Source organism: Thalassospira indica, from assembly GCF_003403095.1.
GTDB lineage: Bacteria > Pseudomonadota > Alphaproteobacteria > Rhodospirillales > Thalassospiraceae > Thalassospira > Thalassospira indica.
In genome coordinates this window covers 2694143-2714036 of record NZ_CP031555.1, presented here as the reverse complement: position 1 = coordinate 2714036, position 19894 = coordinate 2694143, and the positions used below count along the sequence as shown (strand labels likewise).

At 53.9% G+C, this 19894-nt stretch carries 19 protein-coding genes; 13 read left to right on the top strand and 6 right to left on the bottom strand.

Features of this window, described 5'->3' with window-relative positions; all coding sequences use genetic code 11:
- The first annotated feature begins 18 nt into the window (after window positions 1-18).
- Both DY252_RS12855 and DY252_RS12850 read left to right on the top strand, forming a co-directional pair.
- A complete protein-coding gene (locus tag DY252_RS12855) occupies window positions 19-1191 on the top strand; it encodes a type III PLP-dependent enzyme (RefSeq protein WP_064789278.1) in 1173 nt (390 codons plus the stop codon).
- A gap of 158 nt (window positions 1192-1349) precedes the next feature.
- Window positions 1350-2867, top strand: a complete 1518-nt coding sequence (locus DY252_RS12850) for a malonate--CoA ligase (protein ID WP_064789149.1) — start codon at window positions 1350-1352, stop codon at window positions 2865-2867.
- A gap of 107 nt (window positions 2868-2974) precedes the next feature.
- Here the strand turns inward: DY252_RS12850 and DY252_RS12845 are convergent, their stop codons facing one another.
- Window positions 2975-3133, bottom strand: coding sequence for a DUF1127 domain-containing protein (locus DY252_RS12845; RefSeq protein ID WP_082923501.1), 159 nt, complete (start codon window positions 3131-3133; stop codon window positions 2975-2977).
- 479 nt (window positions 3134-3612) lie between these two features.
- Between DY252_RS12845 and DY252_RS12840 the strand changes: the two genes are divergently transcribed.
- Window positions 3613-4584, top strand: a complete 972-nt coding sequence (locus DY252_RS12840) for an HAD-IIA family hydrolase (protein WP_064789150.1) — start codon at window positions 3613-3615, stop codon at window positions 4582-4584.
- A gap of 75 nt (window positions 4585-4659) precedes the next feature.
- Here DY252_RS12840 and hemB read toward each other — a convergent pair whose 3' ends face one another.
- The 4 genes from hemB to DY252_RS12820 form a co-directional block, all read right to left on the bottom strand.
- Window positions 4660-5667: a porphobilinogen synthase gene (gene hemB / locus DY252_RS12835; protein WP_064789151.1), complete on the bottom strand. Its 1008-nt coding sequence runs from the start codon at window positions 5665-5667 to the stop codon at window positions 4660-4662.
- 56 nt (window positions 5668-5723) lie between these two features.
- Window positions 5724-6917: an MFS transporter gene (locus DY252_RS12830; RefSeq protein WP_064789152.1), complete on the bottom strand. Its 1194-nt coding sequence runs from the start codon at window positions 6915-6917 to the stop codon at window positions 5724-5726.
- 34 nt (window positions 6918-6951) lie between these two features.
- Complete coding sequence (locus DY252_RS12825; RefSeq protein ID WP_064789153.1) at window positions 6952-7713, bottom strand: DeoR/GlpR family DNA-binding transcription regulator; 762 nt, start codon at window positions 7711-7713, stop codon at window positions 6952-6954.
- Between the two features lie 131 nt (window positions 7714-7844).
- Window positions 7845-9131 carry an O-acetylhomoserine aminocarboxypropyltransferase/cysteine synthase family protein gene (locus DY252_RS12820; RefSeq protein ID WP_064789154.1) on the bottom strand — a complete coding sequence of 429 codons (1287 nt, stop codon included), beginning with the start codon at window positions 9129-9131 and terminating at the stop codon, window positions 7845-7847.
- A gap of 216 nt (window positions 9132-9347) precedes the next feature.
- Between DY252_RS12820 and DY252_RS12815 the strand changes: the two genes are divergently transcribed.
- The 10 genes from DY252_RS12815 to DY252_RS12770 all read left to right on the top strand — a co-directional run bounded on the left by DY252_RS12815 (window position 9348) and on the right by DY252_RS12770 (window position 18939).
- Window positions 9348-10487 (top strand): acyl-CoA dehydrogenase family protein, encoded by a 1140-nt coding sequence (locus DY252_RS12815; protein WP_064789155.1) that lies wholly within the window; start codon window positions 9348-9350, stop codon window positions 10485-10487.
- A gap of 3 nt (window positions 10488-10490) precedes the next feature.
- Complete coding sequence (locus DY252_RS12810; protein WP_064789156.1) at window positions 10491-11582, top strand: enoyl-CoA hydratase/isomerase family protein; 1092 nt, start codon at window positions 10491-10493, stop codon at window positions 11580-11582.
- 83 nt (window positions 11583-11665) lie between these two features.
- On the top strand, window positions 11666-12556 hold the full coding sequence (gene mmsB / locus DY252_RS12805) for a 3-hydroxyisobutyrate dehydrogenase (protein ID WP_064789157.1): 891 nt from the start codon (window positions 11666-11668) through the stop codon (window positions 12554-12556).
- A 123-nt stretch (window positions 12557-12679) separates the two neighbouring features.
- Window positions 12680-12871, top strand: coding sequence for a DUF6898 family protein (locus tag DY252_RS12800; RefSeq protein ID WP_008891119.1), 192 nt, complete (start codon window positions 12680-12682; stop codon window positions 12869-12871).
- 352 nt (window positions 12872-13223) lie between these two features.
- Complete coding sequence (locus DY252_RS12795) at window positions 13224-14147, top strand: ABC transporter permease subunit (RefSeq protein ID WP_008891118.1); 924 nt, start codon at window positions 13224-13226, stop codon at window positions 14145-14147.
- The gene (livM, locus tag DY252_RS12790; protein ID WP_064789158.1) at window positions 14147-15667 is read left to right on the top strand and encodes a high-affinity branched-chain amino acid ABC transporter permease LivM; all 1521 of its coding nucleotides are present in this window, start codon (window positions 14147-14149) and stop codon (window positions 15665-15667) included. Before DY252_RS12795 ends, livM begins: the two co-directional genes overlap by 1 nt.
- A complete protein-coding gene (locus DY252_RS12785) occupies window positions 15664-16518 on the top strand; it encodes an ABC transporter ATP-binding protein (RefSeq protein WP_064789159.1) in 855 nt (284 codons plus the stop codon). Before livM ends, DY252_RS12785 begins: the two co-directional genes overlap by 4 nt.
- A 20-nt stretch (window positions 16519-16538) precedes the next feature.
- On the top strand, window positions 16539-17249 hold the full coding sequence (locus DY252_RS12780; RefSeq protein ID WP_008891115.1) for an ABC transporter ATP-binding protein: 711 nt from the start codon (window positions 16539-16541) through the stop codon (window positions 17247-17249).
- An 11-nt stretch (window positions 17250-17260) separates the two neighbouring features.
- Window positions 17261-17617, top strand: coding sequence for a DUF6867 family protein (locus DY252_RS12775; protein ID WP_008891114.1), 357 nt, complete (start codon window positions 17261-17263; stop codon window positions 17615-17617).
- A 206-nt stretch (window positions 17618-17823) separates the two neighbouring features.
- Window positions 17824-18939 (top strand): branched-chain amino acid ABC transporter substrate-binding protein, encoded by a 1116-nt coding sequence (locus tag DY252_RS12770; protein WP_008891113.1) that lies wholly within the window; start codon window positions 17824-17826, stop codon window positions 18937-18939.
- A gap of 122 nt (window positions 18940-19061) precedes the next feature.
- Here the strand turns inward: DY252_RS12770 and DY252_RS12765 are convergent, their stop codons facing one another.
- Entirely contained in the window at window positions 19062-19481 is a 420-nt protein-coding gene (locus DY252_RS12765) for a Ros/MucR family transcriptional regulator (RefSeq protein ID WP_008891112.1), read from the bottom strand.
- Window positions 19482-19894: the final 413 nt, after the last annotated feature.

Sequence of the window (19894 nt, the reverse complement as noted above, 5' to 3'; positions counted from 1 at the left end):
TAAACGATGGAGTATATTGTGCCACGTCATTTCGATACGACGTTCGATGTTGTTAAGGAACTCAAGCCTTCCTATCCGGTGTATTGCCTTAGACCCAATATTCTTCGAGAAACAGCGCAGCGCTTTGTCGAAATGTTCCCGGGAGACGTCCTTTATGCGGTGAAATGCAATCCGCATCCGGAGGTCATGCGATATCTTCACGAAGGCGGGGTGCGTCATTTTGACACCGCTTCGCCTGAGGAAATCTCGATCGTGCGGCGGCAATTCCCGGGGATGAAGGCCTATTTCATGCATCCGGTCAAAAGCCGCGATGCCATCCGCAATGCCTATCGGGTATTCGGGATTGATCACTATGTGATTGATACCGCCGAAGAGCTTGAGAAAATCCGCGAGGAAACCGAGGGCGACACGAACCTGGTGATCCATGTGCGTCTTGCAACGCCGCCTGCCGGTGCGACCTATAACCTGTCAGCCAAGTTTGGTGCGCGCCCGATGGTGGCGGCCGAACTTCTGAAGAAGGTTGATGAATACGGTTACCATGCGGGCCTGTGTTTCCATGTCGGGTCGCAATGCACGACACCGACCGGGTATCGGATCGCGGTCGAGCTTATCCGTCAGGTCGTTGATTTTTCCGGTGTGAAGGTCAAGCATATCGACGTTGGTGGCGGGTTCCCCGGCCAGTATATGAACCAACGCGGGGCCAGCCTTGAAGAGTTCATGGACGAGATCAAGGATTGTATCCGCTGGCTTGATATGCCCGCCACGACCTATATGTGCGAACCGGGCAGGGCGCTGGTGTCGAGCGGTATTTCCCTGATCACGCAGGTTCACCTGCGCAAGGAAGATACGCTGTTCATCAATGACGGTGTATACGGCAGCCTGTCGGAAACCGTGACCGGGCAATTGCGTTATCCGGTGCGTCCGTTGCGCATTGAAGGTGATTTCGATCTGGAAGAGACACTGGAATTTACCATCTATGGGCCGACCTGCGACAATATGGATGTCTTGCCGGCGACCGTGACCTTGCCTGCCGATATCCGCGAAGGCGACTGGATCGAGTTTGGTCACATCGGGGCGTACAGTAATGCTTTGGCCACTCATTTCAACGGCTTCCATCCCGAGGTGCAGGTGACGGTCAGTGAAGCGTTCCCGTATATTGACGGGGAGTTCCCGTCGGTTGCGCTGGACTAGCGTCACAAGGCCAGAGCAGTCTGATTGACAGACAAAATCGATCATTGCGGTAAAAAGGTACTTGTTTACCTATAATGGTTGGTTGCACTATGCTGCCCGCAGAAAAGACCGGCAGGGGAAACCTGCCGGTCAAAACGAATTCTCGGGGAAGCAGTACAGTGACCAACAGCCTTTTCATGCGCATCCGCGACCGGTTTCCGGCCGATCTGTCATCAGTTCTGATTGAGACGCCTGATGGCAAGACCTATAGCTATGGCGATGCGGACGCAGCATCGGCCCGGATCGCCGGTCTTCTGACGTCGTTTGGCGCGAAAAAGGGCGACAGGGTTGCCGTTCAGGTCGATAAATCCCCCGAAGCGCTGTTTCTTTATCTTGGCTGCATTCGTGCCGGCCTTGTTTATTTGCCGCTCAATACCGCGTATCAGGCGGGCGAGCTTGCCTATTTCATGGATAACGCATCGCCGGTGATCTTTGTTTGCCAACCGCATCGTGAAGATGAGGTCAAGGCCATCGCGGACGAGCAGGGCGTTGCGCATGTTCTGACACTGGGCATGCAGTCTGAGGGCAGCCTGATGGATGGGGCGGCATCGCAATCATCGGACTTCGCACCGATTGCGTGCGAAGACGATGAATTGGCTGCCATTCTTTATACGTCGGGCACAACGGGCAAGCCCAAGGGTGCGATGATGACGCAGATGAACCTGTGGTCGAACGCATCGACGCTTGAAAAGCTTTGGGGGTTTAAAGGCGACGATACGCTGCTTCATGCCTTGCCGATCTTCCATACCCACGGGCTTTTCATTGCGTGCCATTGTGTGATGCTGTCGGGCTCGAAGATGTTCTTCCTGCCGAAGTTTGATCGCGATCAGGTGATGGCGCTTTTGCCACGCAGCACCGTGATGATGGGCGTTCCGACATTCTATGTTCGTTTGTTGTCGGGGGATGATTTCACCAAGGACTTGACGGCAAACATGCGGTTGTTCATTTCAGGGTCAGCACCGCTTTTGCCTGAAACCTTTACCGCGTTCCAAGAGCGGACCGGCAAGGCGTTGTTGGAACGTTACGGCATGACGGAGATGGGCATGGCGACATCCAATCCGCTGGATGGCGAACGCATCGTTCATACGGTTGGTCCGGCATTGCCCGATGTCGAGGTGCGGGTTTGCGATGAGGATGGCAATGTTCTGGGCGTCGATGAGATCGGCGTTCTTGAAGCGCGCGGACCGAACGTATTTGCCGGTTATTGGCAGATGCCCGAAAAAACCGCCGAGGAATTCCGCAAAGACGGGTTCTTTATCACCGGTGATATCGCCAAGATCGACGCCAAGGGCTATGTCCATATTGTCGGGCGGGCCAAGGATCTGGTTATTTCCGGCGGGTTTAACGTTTATCCCAAGGAAATCGAAACCCTGATCGACAAAATGGAGGGGGTTGTTGAAAGTGCTGTGATTGGCGTCCAACATCCCGACTTTGGTGAAGCGGTCGTTGCTGTGATCGTGCCGGAAGAAAAAGGTGGCTTAAGCGAAGAGGGCGTGATTGCCGCGATAAAGTCCGAGCTTGCCAACTTCAAGGTGCCCAAGCGCGTGTTCTTTGTCGATGAACTGCCACGTAATGCGATGGGCAAGGTGCAGAAAAATGTGCTTCGTGAAGAGCACAAGGTCCTGTTTGCCAACTAAGAAGAAGCAGGCAAAGCGGATCTTTTAGCGGCGATCCCAAAATCCGGACAAAGAAAAACCCCGACAGATACTGTCGGGGTCTTCCTCATGGACGCTACGGTCGTGGCTTAGCGACCGAAAGCAACACGGTGTGCAACATCGTCGATCATGTCGCGGTTCAGACCGATGTCTGCCAGTTCGCGCGTATCAAGCTTACGCAGCGCATTCTGGGTCTGGTACTGAACGCGCAGAGCGCGAAGGAAAGCAAAAATCTTGGTTACGATCATTTCATCACCTATTTCAAACCGGCCGATTATTCGGCGTCTGTTCAGTTAACCGGCATGTTCTCACCGAGATATTCCACACAGGAATAGTTAGCTGGTTTGACGTGTCGGTTTGCATGGGATGTATCGAATGATCAACTGCTTGGTGGCGCATTCATCAGTCGATACGTCCTATTCATTTCGTGAGGGCAATCTAAGGGTGATTGCGGATATAATCCAATGCATTTTTTGCATGTCTGCGGATTGAAAAGCGCAGAAATCCCTGAAATCTCTCGTTAACTGTTCTAAAGTGGATGGCTGACGCAGATTTGATACTATTTATTGCTATGCGTGTGATGCATGGGTAATGAAGTTGCGTGATGTGTTCTGGTTGATTATCCGCGTTTGTGGTGTTGCGAATAATTTTGGGTGTAATTAACGCGCTAATCGGTTTGAATACGCCAGAATTTTAATAACGTGCCGTTCGTGTGGGAGAAATGACGATGAGTGCCAATCGGTTGCAACTGGATTTTGCGCAGGCCCTGGATGCCTATTTGCGCTATGCACCGCGTCTGCCACAGGTCGCACCCGATGCCGTGCCCAAAGCAACCGATTATGTCGATAATCTTTTGGCGATTGCCGATCAGTTTGATCTGATCGTGTTTGATGCCTTTGGCGTACTCAATAGCGGACAAAGTGCCATTCCCGGTGCGGTCAAAACGGTCGCGACCTTGCAGGAAATGGGCAAGAAGATTGCGGTTGTCACCAATGATGCCTCAAGCTCCGGCGAGGCCATTCTGGCGCGTCATCGCAAACGCGGCTTTGATTTTGACAATAACAGCCTGATCAGCAGCCAGCAGTTTGTGGCCCCGCTGATGGGCGAATATGCCGACATCAGCCATTGGGGGGCAATGGCGCCGACCGACTGGCCGTTTGACATTCTGCCCGGTCGGGTCCAGCCGCTTGGCAGTGACCCTGCGCTTTATGATGCGGTTGGCGGCTTCCTGTTGATTGACTCCGATAGTTGGACCGATACCCAGCAAGCGCTTCTGGAGCAGAGCCTTAAGGATAATCCGCGGCCGGTTCTGGTCGGTAATCCCGATATCTGTGCGCCGATGGGCGATTTCCTTTCGGTTGAGTCGGGGTACTTCGCGCATCTGGCGGGCGATGCATCCGGTGTCATGCCGCAATGTGTTGGCAAACCGTATCACCATGTGTTTGAGGAAGTCCTGAAACGCCATCCCGGTGTTGATCGCAGCCGTGTGTTGATGGTGGGCGATACGGTGCATACCGATGTGCTGGGTGGATTGGCGTCGGGCATCAAAACCCTTCTGGTCCATCAGGGCGGGTTCCTTGATGGGCAGGATATCGAAGGCGTGTTTGCCCGGTCCGGCCTGCGTCCGCATTTCTGCGCGCGGGCGATTGGCCATGGCATTGAAGATGATGAGGATGGCATCGCGGCAAAGTCCGCATGATTTGAGGTTCGCCTCCCAAAACAAAAGGGCCTCGATTGAGGCCCTTTTTTCTTACTTGCCTTGGCGGCGGTGAAATCAGCCTTCCAGTGCCTCGGCGACTTCAATCGCGCTATAGGTCAGAACACCGGATGCCCCGGCACGCTTGAAGCAGGACAGGGTTTCAATGGCGCAGCCAATATAATCAAGCCAGCCATTCTGCCCGGCGGCACGCATCATCGCGTATTCGCCCGATACCTGATAGGCAAAGACCGGCACGCCGAATTCCTGTTTGACGCGATAAAGCACATCAAGATAGGGCAGGCCCGGTTTGACGATGACCGAGTCTGCACCTTCATCAAGGTCATAGGCGACTTCGCGCATGGCCTCATCGCTGTTGGCCGGATCCAGCTGATAGGTTTTCTTGTCGGCCTTGCCAAGCGCGCTGGCCGAGCCGATTGCATCACGGAACGGACCATAGAAGGCAGATGCGTACTTGGCCGAATAGGCCATGATCTGAACGTTCTTGAGGCTCGATTCTTCAAGGACTTTGCGGATCGCGCCAATGCGGCCATCCATCATGTCGGACGGTGCAACCACGTCACACCCTGCCTGTGCCTGCACAAGCGCCTGACGGACAAGGGCCTCGGTCGTTTCGTCATTAAGGATCTGACCATCGACCACAATGCCGTCCTGCCCGTCGGCGTTGAAAGGATCCAGCGCGACGTCTGTGATCACGCCCAGATTGGGGCAGGCATCCTTGATCGCCTTGACCGCGCGGCACACGACGTTGTCGGGGTTATAGGCTTCGCGGGCGTCCTTGGTTTTCAGGCTGGCATCGATATAGGGAAACAGGGCAAGGGCCGGAATGCCGAGCTTTTCGGCGTGTTTGGCGGTTTCGACCAAGATATCGACCGACTGGCGTTCAACGCCGGGCATGGACGGGATCGGCGTGCGTTCGTTTTTGCCATCAATGACAAAGACAGGCAGGATCAGATCATGGGAGGTCAACCGCGTTTCCGCGACCATGCGGCGCGACCAGTCGGTCATGCGGTTGCGGCGCTGCCGGGTGCTGGGGAAGGTGCCATAGGCGAATTTGTTGACCATGATCTGTTCTCTATACTGTGAGGCTGGGCAATTTATGGGACAGATTGCGCCGTTGATCAACCATTGGCCGCAATTTGCCAACGCCTGCGCATGGTTAACAGGTAAACCGGGATAATCATGGCAAGGAATGCTGATGTCAGGGCAAAGGCCGTGACCAGTCCGAGGGCTTCACCAATGGCACCGATCACCGGTGGCCCGGCCATGATGGCGGAATAGCCGGTTGCGGCAATGATCGATACAACCGCACCACCACCTTTGCCCGTTGTCTGGGATGCCGCAGACAGCAATAGCGGCAGGATCACCGCAAGCCCCATACCGGCAATCCCGCAGCCGATCCAGGCGACAACGATATTGGGGGACAGGGTCAAAATAAGGGTGCCAAGGGATGCCAGTACCGAACTTGTCAGCAATACCGGCACGCGACCATACCGGGTGACCAGTGCATCACCGGACAGGCGGGTAGCGGCCATGGCAAAGGAATAGATGGCAAAGCCGACGGCGGCCAATGTCGGGCCGGACGACAGTTCGGAATTCATAAACACCGTCGCCCAGTCGGTCAGGACACCTTCACCGAACTGCCCTATGAAGGCACAGACCCCGAACGGCAACAGCATCAGGAACAGATTGCGATCCTTGGTCTTTGCGGCTGCGGTTTGGCTGGCATCCTTCGGGCCAGACAGATGTTCCGTTGCCGCCTGATCCGAAAGAAGTCCCGCTTGTGCGATAATGTGCGCGATCAGAAACAGCGAGAGAACGATTGGCAGATGGAATTCATTGCCAATGGGCAGGGCGAACCAGGCGGCGGCAATCCCCGCTCCGACAAAACCGCCGAGACTCCAGAAACCATGTAATCCTGACATGATGCTGCGACCCTTGACGCGCTCGACCTGCAGTCCATTGGCATTCATCGCGACATCCAGAAAGGCACCGGAAAAGCCCAGTGCGAACATCGCGATCGAAATGCTGAGATAATCGGGCATAAAGGCGGGCAGGCCAACCGCGATAAAATAAAACAGCCCCGAATAGCGCACCACGCGTTCGCTGCCAAACCGGTCTGCCAGTCTTCCGGCGATCGGCATCACGGCAAGTACCCCGATGGCCGCCGCCAGCAAAATGCCGCCAAGTTCGTCATGGCCAAGGCCAAGACGTTCCTGCACCAGCGGGATATGCGGCACCCAGCTTGAAAAAGCGGCACCATGCAAAAAGAAGATGGCGCGCACCCGGTTATGGGCAGTGGCGTGGGTTTGCATTTAACGAGTTTCTCCGCAAGGCGAGGGCAGGCGTTTAGGCCTGAATGACGTTCAAACCACGCCGGGTGTAATTGGCAAGATAACCGTTTGACAGTTTGCGCCCGGTGACCAGATGGGAAATCGCATCAATGTCGCAGACCCGGTGCGGCAAACTGGTTTCAAGTTTATCGGCGGTGGTGATGGCAATGACCTCGGCCGATTGGGCGATCATGGCCGCCTTGGTCGCGCGTTCTTCGGTGCTGCTGGTCGAAAGGCCAGCCTCGGGGTGAAGCGCGCAGGTGCCAAGCAGTGCGATATCGGCATTAAAGTTTCTGAGTTGATCAAGGGTCGTCGGGCCGCACACCACCATGTCCTGTTTTCGCAACGTGCCGCCCAACATGATGACGTTGGCATGAGGGTGATCGGCAAGTTCGACCGCGATCATCGGATTGACCGTGATGACTGTTCCGCGAAAGGAAGGTTTGAGGTTGCGCGCGACTTCGCAGATGGTGGTGCCGCTGTCAAAAAACGCCACGCAATCATCAGGGATCAGTTCGCGTGCGGCCTTTTGGGCAATCGTAGTCCGCTCGGGTTGCAGTTCCTGTGCGCGGTCAGCATAGCTTTCAGATGCCGTATTGGGCAGAACGGCACCCCCATGAATGCGACGCAAATAACCATCTTCCTCCATCTGGCGCAGATCACGCCGGATCGTATCAAGGGATGCGTGAAAGAGGGCGGCCAGATCATGGATATGAACGGTGCCCTGGCTGCGCAGGAGTTTCTGGATTTCGTCCTGACGGCTTGAAACGCTCGACATCTGTATGCCTGTTTTGCATGTTATGCATGTATTGCCGATATTGGTTATCGCGCGCATGCAAAACCGTCAACAAAAAACCGGCCAGACAATTGTCTGGCCGGTTCTTTAAAATAGGGCGATGTGTCGGCTGATCAGGCTTTATCAAGTGCCTGCGTCAAATCCGCCAGAATGTCATCAATATGTTCGATGCCAATCGACAGGCGGACATAGCCGTCGGTCACGCCTGATGACAGACGGTCTTTCTCGGAAAGCTGGCTGTGAGTCGTCGTCGCCGGATGAATGGCAAGGGATCGCGTATCGCCGATATTGGCGACATGGTAGAACAGCTCCAGCGAGTTGATGAATTTCTCGCCGGCGTCTTTGCCGCCTGCCAGTTCAAAGCCCATCAGTGAACCCAAACCGCCTTTAAGGTATTTGTCCGCGCGACGGCGGGCTTCGCCATCCTGTTTGCTGGGATGGATGACCTTGGTGACTTTCGGGTGGGATGCCAGGAAGTCGGCGACCTTGAGCGCGTTTTCGCAATGCCGTTCCATGCGAAGCGGCAAGGTTTCCATGCCCTGAATGGTCTGGAACGAATTAAACGGAGACGCAGCCGCGCCAACATCACGCAGAAGGGTGCAACGCAGTTTGATCGCGTAGGCCACCGGGCCAATCGGTTTGACTGCCTCGGTCCAGACGGCACCGTGATAGCTGGGGTCTGGTTCGTTCAGAAGCGGGAAGCGTTTTGCATGTTTTTCCCAATCGAACTTACCCGAATCAACCACGATCCCGCCAACCGATGTGCCATGACCGGCAATGAATTTGGTTGTCGAATACATGACAATGCTTGCGCCATGTTCGATCGGTTTGCAGATCACCGGGGCTGCGGTGTTATCAACGATCAGCGGAATGCCCAGATCATCACCGATATCGGCAACTTCGCGGATCGGGAAGACCTGTAGTTTCGGGTTGGGCAGGGTTTCGGCGTAGAAGGCGCGCGTTTTGTCATCGGCAAGGCGACGGAAGTTTTCCGGATCGGCCGGGTCAGCAAAGCGGACTTCGATGCCCATCTGTTTGAAGGTGTTGGCAAACAGGTTCCAGGTGCCACCGTAAAGGTCGGTGGAGCTGACGATGTTGTCGCCCGCCTGCGCGATGTTCAGGATCGAGAAGGTCGATGCAGCCTGACCCGATGCCAGTGCGACAGCCGCAGCACCACCTTCAAGGGCAGCCACGCGCTGTTCAAGCACGTCATTGGTCGGGTTCATCAGGCGGGTATAGATGTTTCCCAGTTCCTTGAGCGCAAAAAGATCTGCGGCATGCTGGGTGTCGCGGAACTCATAACTGGTGGTTTGATACAGCGGCACGGCGACAGAACCGGTTGTCGGTTCCGCACGATAACCGGCGTGAAGGACAATGGTTTCCGGCTTGGTCGAAGACATGATGGATGTTTCCCTGATTTATTGTGATTGCTGAGGTGAGGAGGGTATGCGCAGCGACCCGGTATTCGCAAGAAACATTTGCCGAAAGGATAGAGAACCGAGTACCCGTGATTACAATTATGATAATTCGGTACGATTATACCGAATGAATTGACAAGAGGCCGATTTCACGTTTACGTAAAGGGAAAATACAAAAGCAAAAGAGGCGGCGATCCAATGGAATTCAACCTGTCTGAAGATCAGCAGGCATTTGCCGAGGCTGCGCGGGATTTCGCGCAGAATGAAATGGCGCCCTATGCTGGCGACTGGGATGCCAATCATACATTTCCCGAAGAAACCCTGCGCAAGGCAGCCGAACTTGGTTTTGCCGCGATCTATACCGGCGAAGAACATGGTGGCACAGGTCTTGGGCGCCTTGATGCTGCGGTCATTTTTGAAGAGCTTGCGGCAGCTTGTCCGTCAACAGCGGCGTATATTTCGATCCATAATATGGCCTGCTGGATGATCGATACGTTTGGCGATGATGCGCAACGGGCGAAATATCTGCCCAAACTTGTCACCATGGAACATTTCGCAAGTTATTGCCTGACCGAGCCGGGGGCAGGATCAGATGCCGGGTCGCTTCGCACCCGGGCCGAACGGGATGGCGATCATTATATCCTGAATGGCGAGAAGGCGTTTATTTCCGGCGGATCGCGCAGCGACATCTATGTTGTAATGGCGCGCACCGGCGATGAGAGCCCGAAAGGCATTTCGACCTTCATTGTGCCGAAGGACGCCGAGGGGCTTTCATTTGGCAAGCTTGAAGAAAAAATGGGCTGGAACAGTCAGCCGACCGCAGCCGTTATCTTCAGTAACTGCAAGGTGCCGGTCGAAAACCGTTTGGGCGAAGAGGGCGAAGGTTTCAAATTCGCCATGAAGGGCCTTGATGGTGGACGGCTGAACATTGCGGCCTGTTCGATCGGTGGGGCGCGTGCGGCGATGGAGCATGCGCGCGAGCACATGAAAGTGCGCAAGCAGTTTGGCAAAAGCCTTGATCAGTTTCAGGCGTTGCAGTTCAAATTCGCCGATATGGTAACCGAACTCGAAGCGGCGCGGCTGATGCTTCATAAAGGGGCATGGAAGCTTGATCACAAGACCGACGATGCCACACAGTTCTGTGCCATGGCAAAGCGGTTTGCGACAGATATCGGTTTTAATGTCTGCAACGAAGCACTGCAGCTTCATGGCGGATATGGTTATATTCGCGAATATCCTATTGAACGACTTTTGCGCGATCTGCGAGTGCACCAGATCCTTGAAGGTACGAATGAAATCATGCGCCTGATCATCGCGCGTGCAGCCCTGAAAGACTAGGTTATGAGTACTGCATCAAATTCATCGGAAACTGGCGCCGAAGCCCCCGTTCTGTTTTCGCAGGATGGTCCGGTTGGGCGTATCCTGTTGAACCGTCCCAAGGCGCTTAATGCGCTTGATCTGGTGATGGTCGACATGATGATGGCGCAGCTGAAATCCTGGGAACAGGATCCATCGGTGAAAGTCGTTGTCATTGAAGGGGTCGGCGAAAAGGCATTCTGCGCAGGTGGCGACATTCGTGGTCTTTATGATGCCCGCAAGGTTGATGACGAAGAGATGCTTGATGCATTTTATCGTCGGGAATATCACCTGAACCACTATGTCGCGACCTATCCAAAGCCCTATATCGCCCTGATGGACGGGATTACCATGGGCGGTGGTGTCGGGGTTTCAATTCATGGCCGGTTCCGGGTTGTGACCGAACGCACGCTTTTTGCCATGCCTGAAACCGGTATTGGATTTTTCCCGGATGTCGGCGGGGGCTATTTCCTGCCGCGGTGTCCTGGCGAAATAGGGATGTATCTTGGTTTGACCGGGGCGCGGATCAAGGCAGCAGATTGTCTTTATGCCGGACTCGCAACCCATGGGGCGGAAAGTGCGAAACTGGATGCCATTAAGGGGGCGCTGGCAAATGCGGCGTGGGACGGTGATGGCTTTGCCATTGCCGATGATATCCTGAACAAGCATGAAACGCCGTTCGGTTCAGCGTCACTTTCAGAAATTCGCAGCGAGATCGATCACTGCTTTGCTGGCGACAGTGTTGCGGCGATATTTGAAGCCTTGCGGAATACGGCCAGTGCATTTGGCACAGAGACGCTTGAGACGTTGCTGGGCAAATCGCCGACATCGCTGTGCGTCAGTTTCGAACAAATCCGTCAGGGGGGCGATATGTCGCTGGCAGAGGTCCTGAACATGGAATATCGCCTGTCTCAGCGCATGGTGTGCAAGCCGGACCTGTTTGAAGGTGTGCGGGCGGTGATTGTCGATAAGGATCATGCGCCGAAATGGCAGCATGGTGATATCGGTCAGGTCGATCCACGCGAAGTGGCGGAATATTTCGAAAAACTGCCAAAAGACAAAGAGCTTAATCTTTAGGCTATTGGACAGGGAACATCACCCTGCCAGATCACCATAAATCAGAACAAAACACCCAGATAGGGTGTCAGAGGAGACTTCAAATGGCGAATATCGGTTTTATTGGTCTGGGCAATATGGGCGGCCCAATGGCGGCCAACCTTGTGAAGGCCGGACATGCGGTCAAGGTCTTTGATCTGTCGGCGGATGCGGTGGCAAAGGCCGTGGAGGCCGGTGCCTCAAAGGCGGCATCGGTGGGTGCAGCGGCCAGCGATGTCGAATTTGTTGTCACTGTTTTGCCCGCGGGCAAGCACGTGCTTGGCGTTTATGATGGACTGGACGGTATCATTGCACATGCCAAGCCGGGTACAGTTCTGATCGACAGTTCGACAATAGATGTGGACTCGGCCCGCAAGGCAGCCGAGCTGGCCCGTGGGGCTGGTCTTGGGGTTGTTGATGCCCCGATCTCTGGCGGGACGGCCGGTGCGGCGGCAGGTACCCTGACATTCATGGTCGGTGGATCTGAGGCGGACTTTGCCAGTGCGCAGCCCATTTTGGCGGGCATGGGCTGCAATATCATTCATGCCGGTGACAGCGGTGCAGGGCAGGCGGCGAAGATCTGCAACAACATGGTGCTTGGTGTCAGCATGATTGCAGTGTCCGAGGCCTTCATGCTGGCGAAGCGCCTTGGACTGGATGCCCAGAAACTGTTTGAGGTGTCTTCAAAGGCATCGGGTCAGTGCTGGGCTTTGACAAGTTATTGCCCGGTCCCGGGGCCGGTACCGACGTCCCCGGCCAACCGCGATTATCAGCCGGGCTTTGCGGTGGATATGATGCTGAAAGACTTGAAGCTTGCCCAGCAGGCATCAGCGGCATCTGGCGCAACAACCCCGATGGGGGCGTTGGCCGAAAGCCTTTATGCGCTTTATTCCAATGGCGGCAACGGTGGCATGGACTTTTCAGCCATCGTTAAAATGCTGGATGGCGAGAAATAGAAGCACCCAGAAGCAGTACCAAACGAGCGGGTCCGGATTTCCGGGCCCGTTTTGTTATATGTTGCGTTGTCTGAAAATGGGAGCACAATAGACAAGTCCATTTTTGATAACAGCAGTGCATCAATGACCTCACGCTATAACACCTCGAACGAAATTTATTTTGAGCTTCGGCAAGTCGGCACCTATCTGCGGTGTACGGCCATTGATGGCAAAACAGGCGTGGAAGTGACTGTTGCCGGACCTGTCAGCCGGAATCCGGAACAACTGAAGCGCGTTGCTGCACAAAAACTTGAATACGTTCTCAAAAAGGGATAATTTATACAATATAAAGCGTGGGTGACTTTCGAAGTCAGTGTTTTATGCCAATTTCAAATCCTGTTTTGGTGATTTTCACTAAAATGTCAAAGCGGCTTGCAGGGTTTGAAATCGTGTGTCTAATGTCCTCGCTCTAATCGCGCTCTTTATGTAATGGTCGCAAAAAGAATGACCGGCATAGAGGGTTAAAACCGGGGGTTACCCGATAACAATAAGACGGAGGCTTTGCGGGTTTGCCAGGGGGCTATGGGGAGACAGTGTCTCATCCAATCATTACATCTGTGTGTGAATTGATACCTTCTGCTGATCTGGCGAAGTCCTTGTATGTCTGTGCCAAATCTAAGGTTGTGCAATGGATTGGGCTTATTTCCTACAACAATTGATCAATGGTCTGACGCTGGGGGCCATTTATGGTCTGATCGCCATCGGTTACACGATGGTTTATGGCATTATTGGCATGATCAACTTTGCGCACGGTGAGATCTATATGATCGGTGCGTTCCATTCCCTGATTACCTTCCTGATCTGTCAGGCTGCCGGTATCAGCGGAATTCTACCTCTTACCCTTCTTTTGATGCTGTTCGTTTCAATGGTTCTGACCTCTGTCTATGGTTGGGGCGTGGAACGGGTTGCATATCGGCCGCTGCGCGGCTCATTCCGTCTGGCAGCCCTTATTTCTGCCATCGGCATGTCCATCTTCCTGCAGAACTTCGTTCAGATTTCGCAGGGCGCGCGCGTGAAACCGATGCAGCCACTTGTTGAGGGCGGCATTACCCTGATGGAAAGCGCGAATTTCGACGTTCAGCTCAGCTATATGCAGATCGTGATTATCGTTCTGACATTTGTGCTGATGGTTGTCTTCTCGCTGCTGATTGCCAAAACGTCCCTGGGCCGCGCACAGCGTGCCTGTGAGCAGGACCGTACAATGGCAGGCCTGTTGGGTGTTAACGTCGACCGCACCATCTCGACCACGTTTGTCATGGGTGCTGCCCTGGCATCGGTCGCGGGGATGATGGTGACGTTGTATTACGGCGTGATCGACTTCTATATCGGCTTCCTTGCCGGTGTTAAGGCGTTCACCGCAGCCGTTCTTGGCGGTATCGGATCTTTGCCGGGCGCAATGCTTGGTGGTCTTCTGATCGGTCTGATCGAGGCTTTCTGGTCGGGGTATCTCACGATTGAATACAAGGATGTCGCAACGTTTGGCATTCTGGTTCTTGTGCTGATCTTCCGTCCGTGGGGTCTGCTCGGCAAGCCGGAGGTGGAGAAAGTCTGATGTCTGCTGCATTTGCTTCTTCTCGTACCAATGGCTCGGAAGTGGTCAAGGAACTTGCGTTCTTTGCCGTGATTGCGCTGTTGATGTCGGTCATGCTCCTTGGTGTCGAGACGGTTGACCGTCCGACCGGTCTGGAACTGGCCGTGCGTTGGGATCTTGTCCTGATTGCAATCGGTGCAACCGTGATTGGTCGTCTTGGCCTGATTTTCCGCCGCGAGAACATTTCACGTCTTGGCCAAGCCGTTCTGATTACGCTTTCTGCCGTTGCCGTTTTTGAAATGTTCGTACGTTTCCGCGAACTTGATGACCGCTGGGTTTCGCCGGTCTTCCTCGACATGGTGTTTTCAAGTGTCGTCAGCACCATCGTTGGTATCGCGTTTGTGGCGATAATTTTTGCCACGGCCTATTTCACGATGAAAGACAAGACCGCGGCTGATGTCGATGAAAGCGCCAAACTGTCGTCCAAAATCCAGTTGGCGTATCGTTCGAACACCAAGAAAATCGGTCTGATCGGGATTATCTTCTTTATCATTTTCCCGTTCATCTTTGGCGAAGACCGTTCCGCAATCGACCTTGCGACCCTTGTGATGATTTACATCATGCTGGGGTGGGGCCTGAACATTGTGGTTGGTCTGGCCGGTCTTCTGGATCTGGGCTATGTGGCATTCTATGCGGTCGGGGCGTACTCCTATGCATTGCTGTCACAGAACTTCGATCTGAGCTTCTGGCTGTGCCTGCCGCTGGCCGGTATCTTTGCGGCAAGCTTCGGGATTATCCTCGGCTTCCCGGTTCTGCGTCTCCGCGGTGACTATCTTGCGATCGTGACACTGGGCTTTGGCGAGATCATTCGTGTTGTTTTGATCAACTGGTATGACCTTACCGGTGGTCCGGACGGAATTTCGTCGATTGAACGTCCGAGCTTCTTTGGGCTGGCCGATTTTTCGCGGCGTGTTCCGGAAGGGACGATTGGCTTTAACGAGCTGTTCGGCATGGAATACTCGTCCATGCATCGTCTGATCTTCCTGTACTACCTGATCCTTGTGCTGGCACTGGTGACCAACTTCGTGACCCTGCGTCTGCGCAAACTGCCGATCGGGCGTGCCTGGGAAGCGCTTCGCGAGGATGAAATTGCCTGCCGTTCGCTTGGCATCAACCCGACCAACACCAAGCTGTCGGCATTTGCCATCGGCGCGATGTTTGGTGGTTTTGCCGGTGCGTTCTTTGCAACCCGTCAGGGCTTCATCAGCCCGGAAAGCTTCACCTTCCTTGAATCGGCTGTGATTCTTGCGATTGTGGTTCTGGGCGGCATGGGCAGCCAGATCGGCGTCGTGTTGGCAGCAATTGTGATGATCGGTTTCCCGGAAATGTTCCGTGAACTGGCCGAATATCGCATGCTGATCTTCGGGGCAGGTATTGTTGCCATTATGCTCTGGCGTCCGCGCGGTCTGTTGTCCTTCCGTGATCCGACCATTCTGCTCAATATTAGCCAGAAAGAAAAAGTTGCCGGAGAAATCAAATGACCGACAACAAACTGCTTGAAGTCGAACATCTGACCATGCGTTTCGGCGGGCTGGTCGCGATTGATGATCTGTCTTTCAATGCCAACAAGCGTGAAATCACAGCGATCATCGGCCCGAACGGGGCAGGGAAAACAACTGTGTTTAACTGCCTGACCGGGTTCTACGTTCCGACCGAGGGTCGCCTGACCCTTCATGCCGACGATGGCCCGCGGTTGCTGGAACGGACCGAAGGGTTCCGCATTCCACGTAACAAAGGTGTTGCCCGCACGTTCCAGAACATCCGCCTGTTTACCGGGATGACGGTTCTGGAAAACCTGATCGTTGCCCAGCATAACCGACTGATGGAGGCCTCTGCGTTCTCTCTTGCCGGTTTGTTCAACCTTGGCAGATATGCCAAGGCGGAAAAGGAAGCGGTCGAAAAGGCGGAGTTCTGGTTGGAGAAGGTTGGTCTGTATGCGCAGGCTGACTGGAATGCCGGTAACCTGCCATATGGTTCCCAGCGTCGTCTGGAAATCGCACGTGCCATGTGCACCGACCCGTCACTGCTTTGTCTGGACGAGCCGGCTGCGGGACTTAACCCGCGTGAGTCGGCGGAACTGAACGTTCTGTTGCAGAGCATCCGTGATGATCAGGGCGTTGGCTGCCTTCTGATCGAGCATGATATGAGCGTTGTCATGCAGATTTCCGACCATGTGATCGTTCTTGATTACGGTAAAAAGATTGCCGATGGCAATCCAGAAGCCGTCAAGAATGATCCGGCTGTTATCCGCGCCTATCTTGGCGAAGAGGAGGATGACGAGCTTCCGCCGGAAGTTGCTGCCGACCTTCATCTTGATCCGAAAGCGCAGTGAGGGAGTCGATCGATATGTCCATGCTTAAAATCGAAGGTGTTCATACCTTCTATGGCAATATCGAAGCCCTCAAGGGCATTGATATGGAAGTCAATGAAGGTGAAATTGTCACCCTGATCGGTGCCAATGGTGCCGGCAAAACCACGTTGCTTATGACCTGCTGCGGTTCGCCGCAGGCCAGCAAGGGACGCATTCTGTTTGAAGGCCAGGATATCAGTCGCATGCCAATGCATGAGATCTGCCAGCTTGGTATTCAGCAGTCGCCGGAAGGGCGTCGTATTTTCCCGCGTATGTCGGTTTATGAAAACCTTCAGATGGGCGCAATCACCCAGGATCCGAAATATTTCAATTCGGATATCGAAATGGTGTTTGATCTGTTCCCGCGTCTGAAGGAACGCATCAACCAGCGTGCCGGAACGATGTCTGGTGGTGAACAGCAGATGTTGGCAATCGGCCGTGCCCTGATGGGCCGTCCGCGTCTTCTTCTGCTTGATGAGCCGTCACTTGGTCTGGCGCCACTGATCGTGAAGCAGATTTTCGAAACGGTGGAGAAGATTAACCGCGAGAAAAAGATGACGGTCTTCCTCGTTGAGCAGAACGCATTCCATGCGCTTAAACTGGCTCATCGTGGATATGTGATGGTCAATGGCAATATCACGCTCTCGGGGACGGGTGCGGAACTTCTGGCAAACCCGGAAGTCCGCGCAGCCTACCTCGAGGGTGGCCACTAGGGAGTTCTGAGATGGAAGCGATTACGGGTACCAGCATTGGTGTCACAATCGGAATGACCATCATCCTGATGGGGTTCTGCGGTTTCATGACCGGTCAGGCCATCGCAAACACCTGGCGTCCTGCCTGGCAGCTTGTGCCTTATGCACTGTTGCTTGGCTGCGTTGACCGCTTCATGGTTTTTGCCCTGTTTGAAGGTGAGCTTCTTTCACTTTCCGGCTACATTTTTGATACGGTAATCCTGTTTGCCATCACCTTCGCGGCGTTCCGCCTGACGCAGGTGAACAAGATGCTGTCGCAATATCCGTGGCTGTATGAACGGGTTGGTCCGTTTGCGTATCGCGCCCGTGAAGGTGCTGATGTTCGCTGATATTTGCGGGGACGTTACGCGTCCCCGCATGGTTGCCCGATAACAGGCAATCATCTGGTTTGTACTTATGCGCCCCGAATACGGAGCGCTATGGTGCGAGGGAACTGAAACCGGTAATCGGCGATAAACACGGGCCGGTTTCAGATCCAAAAAGATGATTCTGTCATGGTGATGGAATCAACCTTTGGAACAGGGAGACTTCTCTTATGTCGAAAACCAAGCTCGGCCTTCTTGCCACTGCTTCCGCGCTTGTTCTTTCAATGGGTGTAGCAAAAGCTGACATCGTTGTCGCGACCGTTGGTCCGATGACCGGTCCGTACGCTGCATTTGGCGAACAGATGACCCAGGGTGCAGAGAAAGCAGTTGCTGACATCAACGCAGCTGGTGGTGTGAACGGCGAAATGCTCGTCCTCGAAATCGGCGATGATGCTTGCGATCCGAAACAGGCTGTTGCTGTTGCCAACCAGTTGGTTAGCAAAGACGTTGCACTTGTTGCTGGTCACTTCTGCTCTGGTTCCTCGATCCCGGCCTCGGAAGTTTACTTCGAAGAGGGCATCATCCAGATTTCCCCGGCTTCGACCAACCCGCAGCTGACCGAACGTGACATGGACAACGTGTTCCGTGTTTGCGGTCGTGACGATCAGCAGGGTGAAGTTGCTGGTAAATACCTGGCTGCAAACTATGGCGACAAGAAAATCGCCATCGTTCACGACAAACAGGCTTATTCCAAAGGTCTGGCTGACGAAACCAAGAAAAACCTCAATGCGAACGGCGTAACCGAAGCCCTTTACGAAGCAATCACCCCGGCTGAGAAAGACTACTCGGCTCTGGTGACCAAGCTGAAATCCGAAGGCATCGAAGTTCTGTATTATGGTGGTTACCACACCGAACTCGGTCTGATCGTTCGTCAGATGCGCGCACAGGGCATGGACACCATGGTCATGTCTGGTGACGCGATCAACACCCTTGAATATTGGGCAATTACCGGTGATTCCGGCGAAGGCACCATCTTCACCGCATCGCCGGCAATTGAAACCGATCCGCGCAACGCTGACCTCGTCAAATACTTCGACGAAATCGGTTACAAGCCGGAAGGTTACACCCTGTTCACCTATGGTGCGATCCAGGCTTGGGCACAGGCTGCCAACAAAGCTGGTTCGACCGACTTCGAGCCGGTTGTAGATGCCCTGCATTCCGAGAAATTCGACACCGTTCTTGGCGAAATCTCGTTTGACGCCAAAGGCGACGTCGATGCTCCGGGTTACTGGATCTACACCTGGAAAGACGGTCAGTACACCGACGGTGCTATCCAGAATCCGTGATCAACTGCAAACGGTCAGTCCGGCCTAAAGCTGGCCTGACCCGACTTTTGCAGTCGGATACGAAAAACGCCGCCCTGAATGAGGGCGGCGTTTTTTCTTTCGGTATTTGACTGGGTAAGGCGTTATTTCGCCTTGCGACCCAAACCGATTTTCTTGGCAAACTGCGAACGCTGCTTGGCGTAATTCGGAGCGACCATCGGGTAATCTGCCGGCAGGCCCCATTTCGCACGGTATTCTTCCGGGGTGAGGTTATAGGTAGTGCGCAGATGACGTTTCAGCATTTTCAGCTTTTTGCCGTCTTCAAGGCAGACAATATAATCATCGCCAATAGATTTTTTGATCGGAACAGCCGGTTTCAACGGTTCCTGTTCCGGTTCTTTTTCAACACCGTGTATATCATCAAGAGAAGCAAAGACAGTCGAAATCAGTTCCGGAATCTGTGCCGCGGCAAGCGCATTGTTGCTGACATAGGCAGATACAATGTCGACGGTCATCTGTAAAAGTTCGTCGCGATCAAGCACGCTGTTCTCGGTTTCAGCCATAATTGAAGTAATCCTTCATTTGATAAATCACATTAAACTTAATGCACTATTCAATCGGTATAGTCAAACCACAGAAAAACACAAGGTTATTTGTTTAATAGACCCTGTTTTGGTTTATAGGGATGTTATATTAAAGTTTATGCTTTGGCGGTGATGATTAAACCCTCTTAAATTTCAGATCGTACAGGAAATACAACCAAACAGATTGCGCAATAATACTGTTTATATGGCTGGATCGTACTTTACGGCCATGGCGGCATTCTGATACCTGCATGGACCTTGTTGACGGCGTTAAAGCTGACATATGGTTCAATATACGGAGCGTTTGAACCATAACGGTTTTATTGCGTCAGTTCTGTTTGGAAAACTTGCTGTTTTGCATGAGCTGCGCGTTGGCAGCCCCGACGCTATAT

What these genes read in the sequence shown, in the direction of transcription:
- DY252_RS12845 (WP_082923501.1), bottom strand. Translation starts at nt 3,133, where the DNA reads ATGATCGTAACCAAGATTTTTGCTTTCCTTCGCGCTCTGCGCGTTCAG.
- DY252_RS12840 (WP_064789150.1), top strand. Translation starts at nt 3,613, where the DNA reads ATGAGTGCCAATCGGTTGCAACTGGATTTTGCGCAGGCCCTGGATGCC.
- hemB (WP_064789151.1), bottom strand. Translation starts at nt 5,667, where the DNA reads ATGGTCAACAAATTCGCCTATGGCACCTTCCCCAGCACCCGGCAGCGC.
- DY252_RS12830 (WP_064789152.1), bottom strand. Translation starts at nt 6,917, where the DNA reads ATGCAAACCCACGCCACTGCCCATAACCGGGTGCGCGCCATCTTCTTT.
- DY252_RS12825 (WP_064789153.1), bottom strand. Translation starts at nt 7,713, where the DNA reads ATGTCGAGCGTTTCAAGCCGTCAGGACGAAATCCAGAAACTCCTGCGC.
- DY252_RS12820 (WP_064789154.1), bottom strand. Translation starts at nt 9,131, where the DNA reads ATGTCTTCGACCAAGCCGGAAACCATTGTCCTTCACGCCGGTTATCGT.
- DY252_RS12815 (WP_064789155.1), top strand. Translation starts at nt 9,348, where the DNA reads ATGGAATTCAACCTGTCTGAAGATCAGCAGGCATTTGCCGAGGCTGCG.
- DY252_RS12810 (WP_064789156.1), top strand. Translation starts at nt 10,491, where the DNA reads ATGAGTACTGCATCAAATTCATCGGAAACTGGCGCCGAAGCCCCCGTT.
- mmsB (WP_064789157.1), top strand. Translation starts at nt 11,666, where the DNA reads ATGGCGAATATCGGTTTTATTGGTCTGGGCAATATGGGCGGCCCAATG.
- DY252_RS12800 (WP_008891119.1), top strand. Translation starts at nt 12,680, where the DNA reads ATGACCTCACGCTATAACACCTCGAACGAAATTTATTTTGAGCTTCGG.
- DY252_RS12795 (WP_008891118.1), top strand. Translation starts at nt 13,224, where the DNA reads ATGGATTGGGCTTATTTCCTACAACAATTGATCAATGGTCTGACGCTG.
- livM (WP_064789158.1), top strand. Translation starts at nt 14,147, where the DNA reads ATGTCTGCTGCATTTGCTTCTTCTCGTACCAATGGCTCGGAAGTGGTC.
- DY252_RS12785 (WP_064789159.1), top strand. Translation starts at nt 15,664, where the DNA reads ATGACCGACAACAAACTGCTTGAAGTCGAACATCTGACCATGCGTTTC.
- DY252_RS12780 (WP_008891115.1), top strand. Translation starts at nt 16,539, where the DNA reads ATGCTTAAAATCGAAGGTGTTCATACCTTCTATGGCAATATCGAAGCC.
- DY252_RS12775 (WP_008891114.1), top strand. Translation starts at nt 17,261, where the DNA reads ATGGAAGCGATTACGGGTACCAGCATTGGTGTCACAATCGGAATGACC.
- DY252_RS12770 (WP_008891113.1), top strand. Translation starts at nt 17,824, where the DNA reads ATGTCGAAAACCAAGCTCGGCCTTCTTGCCACTGCTTCCGCGCTTGTT.
- DY252_RS12765 (WP_008891112.1), bottom strand. Translation starts at nt 19,481, where the DNA reads ATGGCTGAAACCGAGAACAGCGTGCTTGATCGCGACGAACTTTTACAG.